The following is a 17,062-nucleotide window of genomic DNA, read 5'->3' on the forward strand; positions in this document are numbered from 1 at the left end:
TCAACCCTCGAGCGGCGCTCGGCTTGAAGCAGTGACGGTCTGCGAGATACCGCCAGGCGAGATCACCGCCTCGAATGGCACGTGCGCCGTCTTCGTGCATTGGACGACGACCCGGTCATCGTCGACGGCCACGGCCAGCCCGATATCGGCAGCCTCGCTGCCCCACGCCTGAGCCGCGTACGCCGTCGCCGCGGACTGCGCTGCGGCAGGGTCGAAGGGCAGGCCCTCACCGAGGGTGGTCCCGCCCCGCTCGAACCCGTTCGCGGCGGCGGCCGCCACACCGTCGCAGGCCGACTGCAGCGAGCGCAGCTGCAGGAACGCGGACGAGGCAACGACTCCCCCGGTGAGCATCAGTCCCGCCAGGATGAAGAAGCCGATCATCAGCGGAATCGTCGATCCCCGCTCGCCTGCCCGCTGGCGACAGTCCTGTCCACCATCGCGCTGCAGGCCGCCCATCACGCTCACCGGAATGAGTCCATCGCAACGACGTACTTGCCGGTTGCCGTGTTGGCGTCCAGCAGGCCGGCCATCAGCGGGAGCCGAATGGGAATCTGCACGCACACCGCGAACGTCTCGCCACTGAGCAGCCCGACGGAGTAGGTGTTCGTCGACGACGAGCAATCCGAGTGAGCGGGCGCCGTCCAGACCTGGAGGTCGTCGGCGGAGACGTTCTGGCTCGCCGCGGCGAGCTCAGCGGCATAGGTGGCTCGCGTGACAGCCTGCGCCGGCGAGTCCGCGGTGGCGATCGCCCGGCCAGCCTGACGAGCGGCGTCGGTGGCCGCGAGCACGGTGCGCTGCACAGAGCTGAACGCCAACACCCCATAGGTGAGCGGAACGAAGATCACGACCGCCAGCAGCACGAACTCGACGATGCCGGAGCCACGCTCGTCACGCAGCCGGACCAGTCGACGAGGCCGTGTCACTGCCCCTCCTCGATCACCCGTGCGGTGGCGTCGATCGGCAGCAGCGGACCCAGCGCGCTCACGATGGAGGGGACCGAGCCCGAGCATTCGACAACGACCAGCACCAGTCCGTCGGCCCCCACCTCCTCGGTCGCCGTGCAGCTCACGCCATCCAGGACGCCGTCCGACAGGGCATCGGAGATCAGCTCGGCGGCGCGCGGTCCTCCCGCCGTCGTGTCGACGTTCGCGTTGGCGGCGAACCGTGCACCGGCAAGAGCGCTGCTGGAGATGACGCTGCGTTGGTAGAGGTAGATGCCGACCTGCAGGACGACGAAGAAGAGCGCCGACAGCAGCACCGCGACCATGCTGAACTCGACGATCGCCGAACCGCGCTCGCCCTCGCGGCCGTGGTTACTGGCCGGTGACCGAGTTGAGGGCATTCTGAATGGCCTCGACGATCGCCTCTCGGAACGGGATCAGGATGGCGATGACAAGTGCCGCCGTCATCACGACCACCATGACCCAGCCGGGAACATCGCCACGGTCACGCCGGCCGTTCAGTGGACGGACGAGCAACGCCGTCAGGCGGAGCATCAGCCACATTGCCTTACTCATGTAGCCCCCTCTGGTGGTATGGCAAGTCGATTGTCATTGAGACAGCTGGATGATGGAAAGCAGCCCAGGGAACAGCGCAAAGACGACGGTCGTGGGCAGCAGCAGGAAGACGACAGGCACCATCATGGTGATCTCGTTCCGTGCCCCGCGCTCGAGCAGGTGACGTTTGCTCTGTTCGCGCACATCGGCCGCCTGCGCGCGCAACACCTCGGCCAGGGGCGTACCACGCTCGAGAGCGATCACCAGGCCGTCGATGAATCTGGACAGCGGCTCGAGGTTGCTCGCCCGCGCCATCTGCTCGAGCGCCTCGGTGAGCGGGGTACCGCTCCGGGTGTGGGCGAGCGCGGTCTGCAGCGCTCGACCCAACTCGCCGCCGACGAGGCGGGAGACGCGCTCCAGGGCTCCCTGCGGGCTCTCACCCGCGGTGACCACGAGCGCCAGGAGCTCGGCCACGACAGGAAACTCGGCGATGATCCGCTCATTGCGCTTGCGTACCTGAACCGTGAGCCACCAGTCGCGCCCCAGGACTCCGCCGACCCCGCCGGCAGCCGCAAGCAGCAGGATCGACGCGATCTGTAACCGGCCGCTCGCGAGCGTGACCAGCGCACCGAGCCCAGTGCCGACCGCGACCCCTATCGCTCCCCAGGTGACCTGCTCGAAGCGGATGTCCTCGACGGTTCGTCCGTCTCCCAGGGCATCGAGCCGGCGACGTACGGAGGCAGCGCCGCCGACCCATCTGTCGATGACTGCGCTCAGCGATCGCGCGCTCGGAGTGATGAAACGGAGCATGCCGCTGTCGTGCCGCGACGGCTCGGGGACGCCGAGCAGACTCGAGGGGCGCGGCTGCTCACGCACGAATGGCGAGATCCGATCGGCGAGCGTGACGCGCCGGGCCGGCGGCGAGCCGAAGACCATCACCAGCAGACCAAGACCGGCAACGAGCCCGAGGAGGGCTCCGGTCACCCCGAGGCTCATCGCAGCACCCGCCGTTCCTCTGGCAGAGCGCCTAACCGCAGCATCAAGCGATACGCTCCTATACAGACGATCGCGCCGGCTACGAGGACAACGAGGCCAAGGGGCGTGTCGTACGCCGCGAGAGTCGGCGACTGGGTACCTAACAGCAGTAGGACTAGCCACGGGGCGGCAACAGCGAGCCGGGCGCCGTTGACCGCGGTCTGCTTGCGGCTCTCGATCTCACCTCGGATTCGAGACTCCTCGCGAATGAAGCGGCCGAGCGTCCTGAGGACGGTGCCCAGCTCGTTGCCGCCAACCTCCCGGGTGACGCGCATCGTCTCGCAGACCCGGTCACCGATCGGATCTGCGAGCCGCTCCTTGAGTGCATCGAGACAGTCGGTGAAGCGGCCCGACGTACGGTAGTCAGCATCGAACTGAGCGAAGGGCTCGCGGAGCGCCTCCGGGCCACGAACAGACAGGGCGCCGAGCGCCTCGGGTATCGACATCCCGGCACGGACGGCGCTCGTGAGGTGGTCGATGGCCTCTGGCCACACCTCGCGGAGATCGCGTTGACGCCGAGCATGCAGCCGACGCACCCACCACGTGGGCGCCAGGAATCCAAAGATGCCGAACAGAGAGGCGATCACGACCGAGGTCGTGCTGAGCAGCACGACCAGCGCCACGATGACCGCGAGGGACAGTTGAGCGATCCAGAGCTGTGCGCTCGAGACTGAACGAAGCCCGGCCTCGGCCAGCAGCAGCTGACGACGGGAGGTGCCTCGGTGGGTCCGCGACGGAGGGTCGGTCGTGAAGGACGAGTAGATCAGCAACAGCCCGACGCCCAACGTCAACCCGAGCAGCGCGCCGGTCATGATCGGCCACCGGCCGGGTCCAGCAACCGGGGCAGGTCGATCCCCGCGCGCTCATAGCGATCCGGATGCGGAGGGAAGCCTTGTCCTCGAACGAGCTGGCCGCGCTGCGTGTGGAAGACATCAGTCATCTCAACGATGGAGCCTTCCGTGCGGCCTGAGAGGGCAACGATCTCGGACACTCGTCGCCGTCCACCGGTCTCGAGACGCGTATGGACGATGAGGTCGACGGCGCTGGCGACGGTCGGGACGACGAACGCCGCGGAAATGTTCTCGCCCGCCAGTAGCGGCAACGTGCACAGCTTCTGCACCGCTTCCCGCGCGGAGTTGGCGTGGATCGAGCATGCACCGGGCAGGCCGCTGTTGAGCGCGATCAGCATGTCCAGCGCCTCCGCCTGGCGGACCTCACCCACGATGATCCGTGAAGGGCGCATCCGGAGCGATTCCTTGATCAGCCGACGCAGCGAGATCGCGCCTTGTCCCTCTAGGTTCTCTTGGCGGGTCTGCATGGAGACCACGTCCGGCAGCGGCACGCGGAGCTCGAAGACCTCCTCGACGGTGACCACCCGTTCCTTCGGAGGTATGGCCGCGGCAAGGCAGTTCAGCAAGGTGGTTTTGCCACTCTGCGTGCCACCGGCCACGATCACGTTGAGCCCGGCCATCATCGACGCGTCGAGGAACGCCGCCGCATGCGGTGTCAGGGTTCCCAGCGCAACCAGCTCGTTCAGGCGTTGCGCCTTCACGATGAACTTCCGGATGTTGACAGCCATGTGCCGTCTCGTGACGTCAGGGATGACGACGTGCAGCCGGGAGCCATCAGGCATGAGCGCATCCACGAACGGCGTGCTGAGGTCGAGCCGGCGTCCGGAGGTACGCAGCATCCGCTCGACCAGATCGGCGAGCTCGGATGCCGTCAGAATGATCGTCGTCAGCTCGCTCACCCCGCGCCGGGCGACGAATACCCGGTCCGGCGCGTTGACCCAGATCTCCTCGATCTCTGGATCGTCGAGCAGCGGTTGTAGTGGGCCGAAGCCGGCGACCGTGCTGAGCAGCGATGCCGCGAGCGACTGGGCATCAGGGATCGGCGGTAGGGATGAGGTCAGCGCGCGGTCCCCGTAGTCATTGATGACCTCGTCGATGAGATGACGGACCGCAGTGGCGTCCGCCAGTGGGTCGATTCCACGGCGACGGATCAGCTCGCGGACTTCGGAGTCGACGACCTCCTGAGCTGACTGAGCCACCAGGCACTCCCCGTGTGCGTAGCGTTTACCGGTCGCTAGGAATATAACCAGGCAGCCCGCCATTTCCCAGTTGTCCACAGACGCGCTCTATTTGGTCGACCGCACCAGATCGTCGGCATGGATCGTCGTGGCCTGCTCGGCTTCCTTCGGCGCATGCGTGCCTACGACCTGTGGATGCTCCCGGTGACCGCAACCGCCCTGCTCGTCCTGCTCTCGCCACTCACCGCCGCCGTCCTCGGCGCATTGGTCGTCGGCGAGTTGTACGTCGGGGTGTGTCCCTCCTCGCGCCAGCGGGCGGTCAACCGGGCCGCGACGTGCGCCCCGGCAAGCACTCCGTAGGCACCGTCGTACTTGCCCGCCGTGGGCTGCGAGTCGAGGTGCGAGCCGACCATCACGTACGGCGCACGGGGCCGCAGCTCGAAACGCCCGAGCTGATTGCCTACCTCGTCGTACTCGACCACCGCCCCGTACTTCTCCAGCAGGCCGGCCATCCAGGCTCGCTGCTCGCCGTCCGCCTCGCTCGCTGCCTGATGCTCGACACCGCCGTTGCCGGTGGCTCCGAACGCGCTCAGCGTCGCAAAGTCGGCGAGGAACTGCGCATCATCGGGCTGGGTCATCTCTCGCTGCCTCGTTCGCGGTCTCCTCGCAGTATGCCCGCAGCGAACTGCGGTCAACCGGGGTTGACACCGAATCCAACGTCAACCATAGTTGACATCATGAGAACCGCAGTCGACACCAGCACTCCCGACCCGGCGGTCGGGCTGCGGTCCGTGGTCGAGATGCGCAAGCTCGCCGACCGGCTCGAGCTCAAGCACGTCACCGGGGCCCGCCGGGCGGGGTGGTCGTGGGAGCAGATCGGCGACGCGCTCGGCGTCAGCAAGCAAGCGGTGCACAAGAAGTACGGGAGGATCCTGTGATCACCAGGTCGACCGGCGTCCTCCGCGACGTCCTGACGACGGCCACCACCGAGTGCCGCCTGCGCGGCGATGCATTGCTCGGCAACGAGCACCTGCTGCTCGCGCTGCTTCACGACCCCACCCTCGCACCTCTGTGGGGCGAACGGACCGCCGACGAGGGACGTCGAGTGCTGTCGGCAATCGACGCGGAGGCACTCCGGTCGGTCGGGGTGGAGCCGGTCGACCTGCCGGTCGCGGCGGTCCCGGGAATCGAGCGACACCTGGATCTCAGCCACGGCGCCAAAAGCACTCTGGAGACCGCGCAGCGAACCGCCAAGGCCCGCCGCTCGCGAAAGATGGAGGCGCGCGACATCCTGCAGGCGCTGCTACTGGTCGGCGGTCCGGACGTCGTCCGCGAGCTGATCGAGCGGCTCGGCATCGATCCGACCAAGCTGCTCAACGAGCTGACCGCCTGAGCGTGACTCCGACGGCTGGATCAGCGATGCGCCGTGCAGTACGACGATCGTTCCTGACAGGTACCGCACACGACCTCGAGCGCCTTGCAGTCGTCTCGGGCGCAGTCCAGGAACTCCTTGGTCGCCGCACCGCACACCGCGCACTCGCCGATCACCTTCGTATGGTCGGAGTAGTCGACGGTCATCCGCTTGTCGAAGACGAACAGCGAGCCGTCCCACAGACCGTCGTCACCGTACTCCTCGGCGTACCGGACGATGCCACCGTCGATCTGGTAGACCTCCTCGAACCCTCGGTTCTTCATGAGCACCGAGAGCACCTCGCAGCGGATGCCGCCCGTGCAGTAGGAGATCACCGGTCGCTGCTTGAGATCGTCGTACTTGCCCGAGTCGAGCTCACGGATGAAGTCGCGAGTCGTCGTCACGTCGGGGACGACGGCGCCTCGGAACCGACCGACGGAGGCCTCGATAGCGTTGCGGCCGTCGAAGAAGACCACATCGTCACCGCGATCCGCGACGAGCTCGTGCACCTGCTCAGGGCTCAGGTGCGTGCCGCCGCCGATCACACCGTCCTTGTCGACCTTGACCTCGTCCGGGACGCCGAAGGTGACGATCTCATCGCGGACCCTCACCGACAGCCTCGGAAAGTCCTCGCCGGTGCCGTCACTCCACTTGAAGTCGATCTGCTTGAAGGCGGCGTACTCCTTGGTGCGGCGCACATAGCGCTTCACGTCGGCCATCGCGCCGCCGACGGTGCCGTTGATGCCGTCCTTGGAGATGAGGATGCGGCCGGTCAGGTCATATCGTTCGCACAGCTCGCGCTGCCACAGCCGGATCGACTCGGGATCGGCGAGCGGCGTGAAGAGGTAAAACAGGACGATCTTCGGCATGACCACACGACCGTCGCTGGTGCGACTGGGCTGCATCCATCCAGCCTAACGAGGCCTGTTACTCGGTCAGGTACCGCAGGTAGCGCTGCGGATCGGCCATGAAGCGGCGGTAGTCACCTACCACGGCGAGCTTCTCCCACGTCGTCTCGTGGAAGCCGTCGGCATCCAGCTCGATGAGCTTCGCACCCGGGAAGCTCGCCAGGATCGGGGAATGCGTCGCCAGGACGACCTGGGTGCCGTCGCGCTCGGACATGGCGATCAGCTTTCCCAGCAGAACGAGCTGCGCGGAGAAGGCCAACCCCGCCTCTGGCTCGTCCATCACGAACAGCCCGTCGCCGCGGAAACGGCTGGTGTCGAGGATTCGCAGGAACGACTCGCCGTGGCTCATCAGGTGGAAGACCGGATCGGTACTGCCTTCCCGGTTGTGCTCGAGATAGGTGAACAGGCCGTGCATCGTCTCCGCGCGGACGAAGTAGCCCCACTTGGTGGCTCCCGGACCCCGCACGATGCGCAACCATTCGTGCAGCGGCGACTCGCTGTCGAAGGTGCGGTGCGCGGCGCCGGTCGACCCGCCCTCGGCGTTCATCCCGTAGACCATCGCCAGCGCCTCGACGATGGTCGATTTGCCGGTGCCGTTGGCGCCGACGAGCACGGTGGCGTGCCCGAGCTCCATTCCGTCACTGAGTAACTGACGGACGGCGGGGATCGTCGCCGGCCACCGGCGGAGGTCGACCTCCGCCTTGCGCTCGGGTGCCAGCTGGCGCACCGGCAGCGGCTTCGCCCAGTCGTTCGCCATGAGGCCAGCCTAGAAAAGCCCCCTGACACGACGGCGTCAGGGAACGCGGGCGGTCCACTCCGGGTTGCTGAACTTCTCCTCGGCAAGGCGTCGTGCGCGGGCGAGCTCGTCGTCCGTCAGCTGTCCGTCGACGGTGTCGTAACGCTCGCGAAAGTGGTCCTTCAACGCCTCGATGACCTGCTCTCGCGGCATTCCGGTCTGGCTGCGCAACGGATCGACTCGCTTCTTCGCCGACTTCGTGCCCTTGTCGCTGAGCTTCTCACGGCCGATGCGCAGCACCCGCAGCATCAGGTCGGCGTCCACGTCGTACGACATCGTCACGTGGTGCAGCACTCCCCCATTGGCGAGCCGCTTCTGTGCGGCCCCGCCGATCTTGCCCAGCGGGGAGGTGATGTCGTTCAGCGGCTGGTAGTGGGCGTCGATGCCGATGCTGCGCAGCCCGCCGAGCACCCAGTCGTCAAGGAAGGAGTAGGACTGCTCGAAGCTCAGACCCTCGACCAACGACGAGGGCACGTACAGCGAGTAGGTGACCACATTGCCCGGCTCGACGAACATCGCACCTCCGCCGGAGATCCGGCGTACGACGCTCACATCGGCCGCGTCCGCTTCGTCGGCGTCGACCTCGTTGCGCAACGACTGGAACGAGCCGATGATGATCGCACGACTGGACCACTCCCAGAAGCGCAAGGTCGGCGGACGTCGTCCGGCCCCCACTTCAGCGGTGAGGACCTCGTCGAGCGCCAGATGCATCGCGGGAGACATGGGCGCAGGGTGGACCACCGCGAAGGTGTGGTCGGCCCAGCCGGTCGCGAACCCGAGCGCCCGGCGGACCGCGATCGCCACCGCGGACGTCGTGAACCCGACGAGATGGGCGCCCTTCACCGCGGCATCGAGATGGCGGGTCATCGTCTCGACGGTTGCCGTCTCGGGAAGCCCGACCAGCGCGTTGTTCAGTCGCGGCAAGGCCTCGTCTGGCTCCAAGAAGAAGTCACCGTTGATGTGCATCTCGGTGATCGCGCCGTTCCGGACGGCAACATCAGCCGCGACGAGCTTGCCGCCGGCTACCTTGTACTCACCACGTCGTAGGTCGGTCATGCGGTCTAGGCTATGGCCGATCCATGACCGCGGCACGGGCAACCGTCGCCGCCTCCGGCTCGTCGATCACGACGTCCTTCTCGCCCAGCTTGACCAGGACGACGCCGACGAGGATCAGGACGCCTCCGAGTAGCTGGATGGCACCCGGAAGCTCGCCGAGCAGCAGCCAGGCGAAGACCATCGCTGCAACGACCTCCGACAGCGCGACGAAGGAGGCCAGCCGGGATCCGAGCCGCCGTCCAGCCGCAATCCCCGTGGTGTAGGCGATCGCAGCAGTGACCACACCCAGCAGCAGCACCGGGACCCACCAGTCCACCAAGCTCCCGCCGTAGATAGCGTCACTGGTCGAGGCGCGCATCGGAACGATCCCGATGACACCGGCGACGGCGAGCGCGATGGCCCCGACGGCCAGTCCGGACCCGGCGAGCGTGATGGGCGGCAGGCCGTCCGCGGGATGTGCCGAGAGCACGAAGTAGGTCGCGGCGCCGATCATCGCACCGAGCGCCCACAACAGGCCGACTCCATCCACCCGCGCCGCGCCGGCGAGGTCCAGCACGAGAACGAGCCCGGCGCCGGCGATCACGCCGCCGATCACAGTGCGCCTGGAGGGACGATGCCCGTGCCGCAGCCACATCCACACGACGACCGCCACCGGCGCCGTGTACTCGATCAGCAGCGCGACCGCGACCGACATTCGCTCCACGGCGAGAAAGTAGGTCAGCTGGCAACCGGCGACCGCGATCATCCCGTACGCGGCGATCATGCCCGCGTTGCTGCGCAGCAGCCACCACCGGCCGCGTAACGCGACGGCAGCGGGGATGGCGAGCACCGCAGCCGCGATCGAGATGCGTGCAAGGACGGCGGCGCCCGACGTCCACCCTGTTTCGAGTAGCCCACGCGCCAGCGAGCCCGACGCCCCGAACGAGCCGGCGGACAGGAGCGCGAACAACAGCCCCGCTGTCATCACGCTCCGTCGAGCGTCATTACCTACGAGCCTCATGGCCGATGACGCTACGACCCGACCTTGTAAGGTGTCAACATGGTTTTCGCAGATGACACCGAGGTCATGCTGCGCAGCGCTGTGGCGCTGGTGAACTCGGCGGTCGAGCCCGACACCCTCACGAGCACCGAGTCGCTCGAGGGGTTCTTCACCGACCTCGGATACACCGGACGACGCGATGGCTCCCAGCGCGAGCTCGAACAGATCCGAGCGTTGCGCCCACGGCTTCGAGCCTTGCTGCTCGCCGGTCGCGACGAGGCCGCAGAGCTCGCCAATGAGATCCTCCGCGAGTACGGGCGCGAGCCGCAGCTGGTGCGCCACGATGACCAGGATTGGCACCTGCACGCATGGCGCTCAGACCAGCCCTTCTTCGAGCGCGTTGCCGCCGAGACCGCGATGGGGATGATCGACCTCATCCGCACCGACGAGCTGTCACGGCTCGCCGTCTGCGCGGACGAGGAGTGCGAGGGAATCGTGCTGGACCTCACCCGCAACCGCTCACGCCGCTTCTGCTCCACCCAGTGCAGCAACAGGGCAGCCGTGGGCGCCTACCGCGCTCGCCAGGCAAAGACGAGCCAGTAGCCCCCTCCTTCTCCCGTAACGAATCCCGTCCACCCCTTGACGTACTACTCGAACGTGTGTACGATTGAAGCATGATCCGAGGAGGTGGCCCCGTGGACAACGAACACACCGGCGACCTCCCCACGCCCCCACCCCCAGTGGTCATCACTTCGACTCCTTCGTCGCTCAGTACAAGCGACCGGAGTGAGGCGAGCGAGGAACGAGCGACGCCGAGCGCAGCGGAGATGCCCGCAGGTGTCTATGGAGTCTCCGCGGCGGACTCCGACTGGGTGACCGCGGCAGCCGGGTCGCCGGCCGATGCCGAGCGGTTGTGGCTGGCCAGTGATTTGGCCCGCGAGCTGGACGCCGATCTGGATGAAGCCTTCGAGCATCTGCAGCGCGGGTTCGAGAAGTTGCTGGCGATCGGTGAGGCCGGCGAGCTGGGCGCCCTGGGCCCGGACCGGCTGATCACCATGGCGCAGCGCCTGGAGGCCCACCGCACCCGCCTGATCATGATCGACTCACACGTCGTGGAGGCCGCGACCGAGGACCAGCTGCACACGCACGTGTGCGTCTCCTCGATCCCGCTCGCCCTCGCCCAGACCCTGCACATCAGCAAGGGCGAGGCGAACGCCCGCGTGAAGCGCGCCGAGCAGTTGTTGCCGCAGAACGGGTTCAGCAGCGGCATCACCCCGCCGCGCCTCCCGCTGCTCGCGGACGCGGTCCGCGATGGGCAGGGTGTCTCGACCGACCAGGTCGATGTGATCAACAAAGCGATGAAACGCGTCCACGACAACGGCGACCTCGACAACGAGAAGCGCGAGCTCGCTGAACAACTACTGGTGCGGCACGCGGCCGGTCTGACGCACGCCGAGCTGCAGACCACTGCGGCGGCCGTCGAGCAGGCAGTGAATCCGGACGGCGCGGTGCCGAGTGAGCATGTCGCGCAGGCGCGCCGCGGCGTCACCATCGGACCGCTCGGCCGGGACGGCACCCACAAGCTCACCGGATTCCTCACGCGGGAGCTGAAAGCCCTATTCGACGCCGCCATCGGACCCCTCGCCGCACCCCGACCCGCCGACGACCAGGCCGGGGCGGATGACCGCACCGCGGCGCAACGCACCCACGACGCACTCCACGACGCCTGCCAGCGCCTCCTCGACCTCGCCGGCGTCCCCGCCACCGGCGGGACCGCCGCCACCGTGCACATCACCATCGACCTCGACCAGCTCATCGAGTCCCTCGCCCGGCTGCAGGACGACCACGCCGGACGCAGTGCCCAACGGGCCGCCGGACACGTTGCCGGCGGTGATGGTCTGACGATCACCGAGCTGATGCGCCTCGCCCGCGACGCCGTCCTGATCCCTGTCTGGATCAGCAACACCCGCGGCATCGTGGCCTACGGCCGGGAGCGGCGCACCGCATCACCATCCCAGACCCACGCACTCATCGCCCGCGACGGCGGTTGCTCGTTCCCCGGGTGCGAAGCACCGCCGGACTGGTGCCAACGGCACCACGTGGTGCCGTGGTGGGCCGGCGGACAGACCGACCTCGACAACCTCACCCTCGTGTGCGGATACCACCACCGGGAGTTCGACAAACGCGGCTGGGCCGTCGACATCGTGAACGGGATACCGGTTTGGACCCCGCCAGCATGGATCGACCGTGAGCAGCAACCGCAGATCAACGCCCGCATCAAGATCCCCTGCCAAGACGAGATCCAAGACCTCGCCGACGCAATCAGACGTGCCGAGCGCGACCGCGCCGAACGAGAACGGGACCGCGGCGGCGGGAGCCCGCCCACAGACCATGACCTCACCGGCCTCATCGACCCGGCCGAGGACATCGACGAGCTCGTCCAGCTCATCGCCGCATCAGTACCCGACGAGCAACGCGACGCCTTCTACCGCGACGCCGCCGACCTCATCGGCAGCTACCTCGACGCAGCCGCCGGGCGCGAACAGCCAGCACCGGCATTCACCGGATAATCAGCGACGCGTAGCGATCCCGGGATGAGTCCACACGCCGCTACCGCCATCTCCGCTCCGCTCGGCCTCGGTCGTTCCTCCCTCGCCTCACTCCGATCGATGACCACCGGGGTCGACGACCACCAGAAGGACCTGCTGCGAGTACTCCTCCGCCTCCGGTTGCTTGTACTGAGCGACGGCGACGCTTGGGTTGAGCGAGCGCCAGCGAGTCGAAACCAGGAGCCGGAGTCGGGGTGATGACCACCGGGAAGCGACCGCCGGGTAAGGGCTAGGGCTGAGCAGCCTGCGGTCGGTCGGGCAGGGACTCCGGGTGACGGGACAGACGCTGCTTGGCGGTGTGCATTCCGCTACCTACCGGTCGCGCGCCGAGAGCCTTGCCAAGGCCGAAGGCCGGCATGTTCACGTACACCACTTCGCGATTGGCCGCGGGCACCACGTAGGTCTCATGCCAGATGCCGACCGTGCCATCGTCTCCGACGCTACGAACGAAACGACGCCACGGCTCCAGGTGCGGCGCGTCCGCATCAGCGGCGAACCGCTGTAGGTGCTCCGGGGAATCCCAGTACGACAACAGCATCGTCGTCCGGCCGAACCACTGGTTGAAGCCGAGCAGTCCCGAGGCCTTGTCCCGAGAGAGATGCCTCAGCATCGGCGACATCGCCTTGGCAACCGGAAGCCACTTACGCACCTTCCACGGCTGGTTGACCCTCATCCCAATCAGGAACACCGTCACGTCACGGTCGGAGTCAACCGTGTGCCTGCCAGCCAGAATTCCCATCGCGCTGCTCCCCCTCGTAGCGATAACACTGTTATGAAACATCGTTATGCTAGCCTCGTCAAGTGCCGCGCCCACGGAAGTACGACGAGTCCACCAGGGATCTGCTCATCGAGCAGGCCGCGGCGGTAATCGCGCAGGCGGGCACCGAAGCGGTCGCACTGCGCCCCTTGGCACGGGCCTGCGGATGCACGACCACGACCATCTACACCCTCTTCGGTGGACGCGATCACCTGATTGAGGCAGTCACCTCCTCAGTCACGGAGAGCTTCACCGCATCCCAGCAGGGGGTGCCCCGGACCTCCGACCCGCTGAGCGATCTACGAGCGCTCGGGCTCGCGTATCGCGCCTGGGCCCTGGAGCATCCCGCGTTCTACGCAGTGATGTTCGGCGACCGCAAGCAGACCAGTGATCAACGTCCTGCCTTCGGTCAACCGGGTGCCGCCATCGAGCCCCTCATCGACGCGGTGCAGCGCTCCCTGAGTCTCTTCCCTACGTCGGCCGGGACGACCGAGCAGATCAGCACCTCGATCTGGGCGGGCGTGCACGGCTGGACGACGCTCGAGCTGGCCGGGATGACCCCGCAAGGTCCCCGCCGATCCGTCGCCGCCTACTACGCGCACCTGGACTCCATCGTGCGGGCCTGGTTCCCGCACTCCTGAGACAATGACGAGGGGCCCGCCGAAGCGGGCCCCTCGCGTGAATGGTGTAGCTAGCCGGACTAGGACTTCGCAGTCGCGCCCATGACCGCCTTGACCTCGAGGAAGTCGGCGAACGCGTGCTCGCCCCACTCGCGGCCGTTGCCGGACTGCTTGTAGCCACCGAACGGCGCGTTCGGGTCCGGCGCGGCGTTGTTGACGGCGATCTGGCCGGCGCGCAGGCGCGAGGCAATCTTCATGGCCTGCTCGTGGTCGGCACCGGCGACGTATCCGGCCAGACCGTACGGGGTGTCATTGCCCATCTCGACGGCGTGATCGACGTCGTCGTAGCCGATGACGGTGAGCACCGGGCCGAAGATCTCCTCGCGGGCGATCGTCATGTCGTTCGAGGCGTTGGTGAACACGGTCGGCTTGACGAAGTAGCCCTTGTCCATGCCCTCCGGCTTGCCGTCGCCACCCGCGGCCACGGTCGCGCCCTCTTCGATGCCCTTCTTGATCAGGTCCTGGATCTTCCCGAACTGCGTCTCCGAGACGACCGGCCCCATCTTGGCGCCCGAGTCCGGCGCGCCGGGCTGGAACTTCTCGGTGACCTGCTTGGCGATCTCCTCGACCTCACCCATGCGTGCCTTCGGCACGAACATGCGGGTGGGGGCGTTGCAGGACTGGCCGGTGTTCTGCATGACGGCGCCGATGCCCGCAGCGACGTTCTTGGAGAACATGTCGTCGTCCAGGATGATGTTCGGGCTCTTACCGCCGAGCTCCTGCTGCACGCGCTTGACGGTCGGCGCCGCATTCTTGGCGACCTCGATGCCGGCGCGAGTGGAGCCGGTGAACGACACCATGTCGACGTCCGGATGGCTGGACATCGCCGTGCCGACGGTCGGGCCGTCCCCGTTCACGAGGTTGAAGACACCCTTGGGGACGCCGGCGGCATCCATGATCTCCGCGAAGATGTACGCCGAGAACGGTGCGACCTCGGACGGCTTGAGCACCATCGTGCAGCCGGTCGCGAGCGCCGGTGCCACCTTGCAGGTGATCTGGTTCAGCGGCCAGTTCCACGGGGTGATCATCGCGCAGACGCCGATCGGCTCCTTGACGATGCGGGTGGTGCCCTTGTCCTCCTCGAACTCGTAGTTCTTCAGAACCTCAAGCGCGGTGCTCAGATGCGCCACGCCCATCGCGGCCTGCGCCTTCTGAGCCAGGAACTCAGGCGCGCCCATCTCCTCGGAGACGGCGGCAGCGAGATCGTCGTAACGCTTCTTGTATTCCTCGATGACGCGCTCGATGACCTTGGCGCGCTCCTCGGGCGTGGTCTGCCCCCAGGTCTTGAAGGCCTCCTTCGCGGCTGCGACGGCCTTGTCGACATCTGCCTCGCTGCCGAGCGAGATCGCCCCGGCGACCTCCTCGGTCGACGGGTTGATGACGTCGAGCGACTTCGGCTGGGCCGGATCGACCCACTCGCCGTTGATGTAGAACTTGTCGTACTGACGCATGTTTCGTTTCCCCTTGATCTCGTGGGAGCGCGGGCAGGACTCCCCGCGTAGTAGCAACGACTCTATAGAAAATCGCCTGACATTTATGTCAAATCGTCGTCCTCTACTCACCCTAGACGCACAGCGGCATACACGCATCCACGAGCCGGTCTTCGCAGGTCACCCGATGAAAGAAGTCCTCATGTAGCCGTGCACTCCCTCGCCGATGACCGCAGAACGGACCAGCCGGGAGCCCACCCGCGTCCGCGAACGACGTCGCAACTCGACCTAGTGGCGTCCGTCGTCCACGGCGGTCACCGAGGCGGCGTACTGCCGCGGCGACATGCCGACGGTCGCCTTGAAGTCTCGTGACAGGTGCGCCTGGTCCGCATAGCCGAGGTTGGCGGCCAGCTCGCTCCACGACCGGGGCTGTCCGGACCGGGCAGCGTCGGCCGCCTCAATCAGCCGGTAGCGGCGGATCATCCACAGCGGCGAGACGCCCGCGTGCTCGCGGAACAACCGCTGCATGGTGCGGGCGCCCAAGCCGGTAGCCCGGCTGAGCTGCGCCACGTTTCGGATCGACCTATCCCGTTCGATGAGCGAGCCCAGCGCAGCGGCCTCCCGGGCGCCCCGTAGCCGCTGCGGATCGGCCCGCTCCAGCACGTCGGCGAGCGCGTCGGCGAGCACGGCGACCTGCGAACCCGTCTCCCCCGCCGCGGTCATCTCGCTGGCGAGGTGCGCGCCATCGACGTCGATGACGTCGCCGAGCGGCACGATCCGGTCGGTGAGCTCGGTCGCGTCCGTGTGGAGAAAGGCCCCGAGAGCACCCGGCTCGAGCTTCGCCGCAACATTCCAGCCGGTACCGCGAAGCCGCCTGCGATCGATGCTCGTCACCACACCCACTGCGGTGGCCCCGATGGAGTCGTCGTCCAACCCGCGGCTGCTTCGTGGCCCGACACTCAGGTTCGCGCTCGGATGGGAGAGCACCGGCTGCACGAACTCCGCGCCGTCCGGCATGGACCACCGCACCGCCCAGAACCACTGCACGATTCCGCCCAGCGCGTCGGTCGGCTCCAGCCGCACGAAGTCGGCGTGTTCGCGCATCCGGCCTGGATTCAGGATCCCGCGGCTGTCGCGGGTGATCTGGTCCGATGCGCGATCGCCCGGCGCGGGGTGGCCCGATGCGGGGTAGTCCGGTACGGACGACGACATACCCACACGGTAGCGCGCGGCTGTCGCGTTTCTTCAAGATCGGCACTTCGCCCGGCGCGATCCTGAATGCATGAAACCCCAGCAGACCCTCGACCAACTCATCCCCGTCCTCGACGACCTCGCCGCGGTAGCGGACGGCGTCCGCGAGGACCAGCGCTCCGCACCGACGCCCTGCGCCGAGTTCGACGTCGCGGCCCTCACCGGCCACATCACCGGCTGGCTGGAGAGTTTCGCCGCCGGCTTTGCCAGCACCGACGGGCAGTGCCCGTCCAGCGACGTGAGCGACGTCCGAGTCGCGACCGACGAGGCCGGGCCCAGGATCCGGTCCGCGGCGAAGACCCTGGCGGACGCCGTCCGCGGCGGCGCGGCCACGCGACCGTTGTCCATCGGCGACTCCGGCATGCCCGGCGACATGGCCCTGTCGATGATCCTCGGCGAGTACCTCGTGCACGGCTGGGATCTGGCCACCGCGACCGGTCAGCGGTGGACGCCGGACGAGGGCGCTGCGGAGTCGGCGCGCGAGTTCCTGACCACGATGGTCACGCCCGACTCCCGCGGCGAGGGCGGCTGGTTCGGGCCCGAGGTCGACGTGCCGCAGGACGCCGGCGCGCTGGACCGCTTGGTCGGGTTCGCCGGCCGCGACCCCGGGTGGAGCGGGTCCTAG

At 67.5% G+C, this 17,062-nt stretch carries 21 protein-coding genes; 6 read left to right on the plus strand and 15 right to left on the minus strand.

Annotated elements, in window-relative coordinates; all coding sequences use genetic code 11:
* The 8 genes from DAA40_RS04335 to DAA40_RS16090 form a co-directional block, all read right to left on the minus strand.
* Nucleotides 1–465: a pilus assembly protein TadG-related protein gene (locus tag DAA40_RS04335; protein WP_106848445.1), complete on the minus strand. Its 465-nt coding sequence runs from the start codon at nt 463–465 to the stop codon at nt 1–3.
* Complete coding sequence (locus DAA40_RS04340) at nt 462–923, minus strand: TadE/TadG family type IV pilus assembly protein (protein WP_158716228.1); 462 nt, start codon at nt 921–923, stop codon at nt 462–464. The genes DAA40_RS04335 and DAA40_RS04340 overlap by 4 nt, the downstream gene beginning before the upstream one ends.
* Nucleotides 920–1,342 carry a TadE family protein gene (locus DAA40_RS04345; RefSeq protein ID WP_106848447.1) on the minus strand — a complete coding sequence of 141 codons (423 nt, stop codon included), beginning with the start codon at nt 1,340–1,342 and terminating at the stop codon, nt 920–922. Before DAA40_RS04345 ends, DAA40_RS04340 begins: the two co-directional genes overlap by 4 nt.
* Complete coding sequence (locus tag DAA40_RS04350) at nt 1,314–1,517, minus strand: hypothetical protein (RefSeq protein ID WP_158716229.1); 204 nt, start codon at nt 1,515–1,517, stop codon at nt 1,314–1,316. The genes DAA40_RS04345 and DAA40_RS04350 overlap by 29 nt, the downstream gene beginning before the upstream one ends.
* A gap of 33 nt (nt 1,518–1,550) precedes the next feature.
* Nucleotides 1,551–2,492: a type II secretion system F family protein gene (locus tag DAA40_RS04355; protein WP_106848449.1), complete on the minus strand. Its 942-nt coding sequence runs from the start codon at nt 2,490–2,492 to the stop codon at nt 1,551–1,553.
* Nucleotides 2,489–3,343, minus strand: coding sequence for a type II secretion system F family protein (locus DAA40_RS04360; protein ID WP_106848450.1), 855 nt, complete (start codon nt 3,341–3,343; stop codon nt 2,489–2,491). The genes DAA40_RS04355 and DAA40_RS04360 overlap by 4 nt, the downstream gene beginning before the upstream one ends.
* The gene (locus tag DAA40_RS04365) at nt 3,340–4,581 is read right to left on the minus strand and encodes a CpaF family protein (protein WP_234356235.1); all 1,242 of its coding nucleotides are present in this window, start codon (nt 4,579–4,581) and stop codon (nt 3,340–3,342) included. The genes DAA40_RS04360 and DAA40_RS04365 overlap by 4 nt, the downstream gene beginning before the upstream one ends.
* 161 nt (nt 4,582–4,742) lie before the next feature.
* A complete protein-coding gene (locus DAA40_RS16090; protein WP_158716230.1) occupies nt 4,743–5,198 on the minus strand; it encodes a hypothetical protein in 456 nt (151 codons plus the stop codon).
* 99 nt (nt 5,199–5,297) lie between these two features.
* Here DAA40_RS16090 and DAA40_RS04375 point away from each other — a divergent pair, with 99 nt between their 5' ends.
* Together DAA40_RS04375 and DAA40_RS04380 are read left to right on the plus strand one after the other, a co-directional pair.
* Complete coding sequence (locus tag DAA40_RS04375; protein WP_106849257.1) at nt 5,298–5,498, plus strand: hypothetical protein; 201 nt, start codon at nt 5,298–5,300, stop codon at nt 5,496–5,498.
* Nucleotides 5,495–5,953, plus strand: a complete 459-nt coding sequence (locus tag DAA40_RS04380; RefSeq protein ID WP_158716231.1) for a Clp protease N-terminal domain-containing protein — start codon at nt 5,495–5,497, stop codon at nt 5,951–5,953. The genes DAA40_RS04375 and DAA40_RS04380 overlap by 4 nt, the downstream gene beginning before the upstream one ends.
* Nucleotides 5,954–5,973: 20 nt before the next feature.
* Here DAA40_RS04380 and DAA40_RS04385 read toward each other — a convergent pair whose 3' ends face one another.
* The 4 genes from DAA40_RS04385 to DAA40_RS04400 are packed head-to-tail and all read right to left on the minus strand — an operon-like array spanning nt 5,974 to nt 9,695.
* A complete protein-coding gene (locus DAA40_RS04385) occupies nt 5,974–6,876 on the minus strand; it encodes a rhodanese-related sulfurtransferase (RefSeq protein ID WP_199849504.1) in 903 nt (300 codons plus the stop codon).
* 22 nt (nt 6,877–6,898) lie between these two features.
* Nucleotides 6,899–7,636 (minus strand): AAA family ATPase, encoded by a 738-nt coding sequence (locus DAA40_RS04390; protein ID WP_106848454.1) that lies wholly within the window; start codon nt 7,634–7,636, stop codon nt 6,899–6,901.
* Nucleotides 7,637–7,672: 36 nt separating this feature from the next.
* Nucleotides 7,673–8,731: a biotin/lipoate A/B protein ligase family protein gene (locus DAA40_RS04395; RefSeq protein ID WP_106848455.1), complete on the minus strand. Its 1,059-nt coding sequence runs from the start codon at nt 8,729–8,731 to the stop codon at nt 7,673–7,675.
* A gap of 10 nt (nt 8,732–8,741) precedes the next feature.
* Entirely contained in the window at nt 8,742–9,695 is a 954-nt protein-coding gene (locus DAA40_RS04400; protein WP_199849505.1) for a DMT family transporter, read from the minus strand.
* A 75-nt stretch (nt 9,696–9,770) separates the two neighbouring features.
* On the opposite strand from DAA40_RS04400, the gene DAA40_RS04405 reads away from it, so the two are divergent.
* Entirely contained in the window at nt 9,771–10,313 is a 543-nt protein-coding gene (locus tag DAA40_RS04405; RefSeq protein ID WP_106848457.1) for a CGNR zinc finger domain-containing protein, read from the plus strand.
* Nucleotides 10,314–10,405: 92 nt separating this feature from the next.
* Complete coding sequence (locus DAA40_RS04410; protein WP_158716232.1) at nt 10,406–12,280, plus strand: HNH endonuclease signature motif containing protein; 1,875 nt, start codon at nt 10,406–10,408, stop codon at nt 12,278–12,280.
* A gap of 268 nt (nt 12,281–12,548) precedes the next feature.
* On the opposite strand, the gene DAA40_RS04415 is transcribed toward DAA40_RS04410, so the two are convergent.
* Nucleotides 12,549–13,058: a DUF4188 domain-containing protein gene (locus tag DAA40_RS04415; RefSeq protein WP_106848459.1), complete on the minus strand. Its 510-nt coding sequence runs from the start codon at nt 13,056–13,058 to the stop codon at nt 12,549–12,551.
* A gap of 62 nt (nt 13,059–13,120) precedes the next feature.
* On the opposite strand from DAA40_RS04415, the gene DAA40_RS04420 reads away from it, so the two are divergent.
* Nucleotides 13,121–13,717 (plus strand): TetR/AcrR family transcriptional regulator, encoded by a 597-nt coding sequence (locus DAA40_RS04420; RefSeq protein ID WP_106848460.1) that lies wholly within the window; start codon nt 13,121–13,123, stop codon nt 13,715–13,717.
* A 59-nt stretch (nt 13,718–13,776) separates the two neighbouring features.
* Here DAA40_RS04420 and DAA40_RS04425 read toward each other — a convergent pair whose 3' ends face one another.
* Together DAA40_RS04425 and DAA40_RS04430 are read right to left on the minus strand one after the other, a co-directional pair.
* Nucleotides 13,777–15,207 (minus strand): aldehyde dehydrogenase family protein, encoded by a 1,431-nt coding sequence (locus DAA40_RS04425; RefSeq protein WP_106848461.1) that lies wholly within the window; start codon nt 15,205–15,207, stop codon nt 13,777–13,779.
* 267 nt (nt 15,208–15,474) lie between these two features.
* A complete protein-coding gene (locus tag DAA40_RS04430) occupies nt 15,475–16,398 on the minus strand; it encodes a helix-turn-helix domain-containing protein (RefSeq protein ID WP_106848462.1) in 924 nt (307 codons plus the stop codon).
* Between the two features lie 70 nt (nt 16,399–16,468).
* Between DAA40_RS04430 and DAA40_RS04435 the strand changes: the two genes are divergently transcribed.
* Nucleotides 16,469–17,062, plus strand: coding sequence for a TIGR03086 family metal-binding protein (locus tag DAA40_RS04435; RefSeq protein WP_106848463.1), 594 nt, complete (start codon nt 16,469–16,471; stop codon nt 17,060–17,062).

The sequence above is a fragment of the Blastococcus sp. Marseille-P5729 genome, assembly GCF_900292035.1.
GTDB lineage: Bacteria > Actinomycetota > Actinomycetes > Mycobacteriales > Antricoccaceae > Cumulibacter.

Excerpts from the sequence above, each read along its gene's own strand:
- DAA40_RS04345 (WP_106848447.1), bottom strand. The coding sequence starts at position 1,342 with ATGCCCTCAACTCGGTCACCGGCCAGTAACCACGGCCGCGAGGGCGAG.
- DAA40_RS04350 (WP_158716229.1), bottom strand. The coding sequence starts at position 1,517 with ATGAGTAAGGCAATGTGGCTGATGCTCCGCCTGACGGCGTTGCTCGTC.
- DAA40_RS04355 (WP_106848449.1), bottom strand. The coding sequence starts at position 2,492 with ATGAGCCTCGGGGTGACCGGAGCCCTCCTCGGGCTCGTTGCCGGTCTT.
- DAA40_RS04360 (WP_106848450.1), bottom strand. The coding sequence starts at position 3,343 with ATGACCGGCGCGCTGCTCGGGTTGACGTTGGGCGTCGGGCTGTTGCTG.
- DAA40_RS16090 (WP_158716230.1), bottom strand. The coding sequence starts at position 5,198 with ATGACCCAGCCCGATGATGCGCAGTTCCTCGCCGACTTTGCGACGCTG.
- DAA40_RS04375 (WP_106849257.1), top strand. The coding sequence starts at position 5,298 with ATGAGAACCGCAGTCGACACCAGCACTCCCGACCCGGCGGTCGGGCTG.
- DAA40_RS04385 (WP_199849504.1), bottom strand. The coding sequence starts at position 6,876 with ATGCAGCCCAGTCGCACCAGCGACGGTCGTGTGGTCATGCCGAAGATC.
- DAA40_RS04390 (WP_106848454.1), bottom strand. The coding sequence starts at position 7,636 with ATGGCGAACGACTGGGCGAAGCCGCTGCCGGTGCGCCAGCTGGCACCC.
- DAA40_RS04395 (WP_106848455.1), bottom strand. The coding sequence starts at position 8,731 with ATGACCGACCTACGACGTGGTGAGTACAAGGTAGCCGGCGGCAAGCTC.
- DAA40_RS04400 (WP_199849505.1), bottom strand. The coding sequence starts at position 9,695 with ATGACAGCGGGGCTGTTGTTCGCGCTCCTGTCCGCCGGCTCGTTCGGG.
- DAA40_RS04405 (WP_106848457.1), top strand. The coding sequence starts at position 9,771 with ATGGTTTTCGCAGATGACACCGAGGTCATGCTGCGCAGCGCTGTGGCG.
- DAA40_RS04415 (WP_106848459.1), bottom strand. The coding sequence starts at position 13,058 with ATGGGAATTCTGGCTGGCAGGCACACGGTTGACTCCGACCGTGACGTG.
- DAA40_RS04425 (WP_106848461.1), bottom strand. The coding sequence starts at position 15,207 with ATGCGTCAGTACGACAAGTTCTACATCAACGGCGAGTGGGTCGATCCG.
- DAA40_RS04430 (WP_106848462.1), bottom strand. The coding sequence starts at position 16,398 with ATGTCGTCGTCCGTACCGGACTACCCCGCATCGGGCCACCCCGCGCCG.
- DAA40_RS04435 (WP_106848463.1), top strand. The coding sequence starts at position 16,469 with ATGAAACCCCAGCAGACCCTCGACCAACTCATCCCCGTCCTCGACGAC.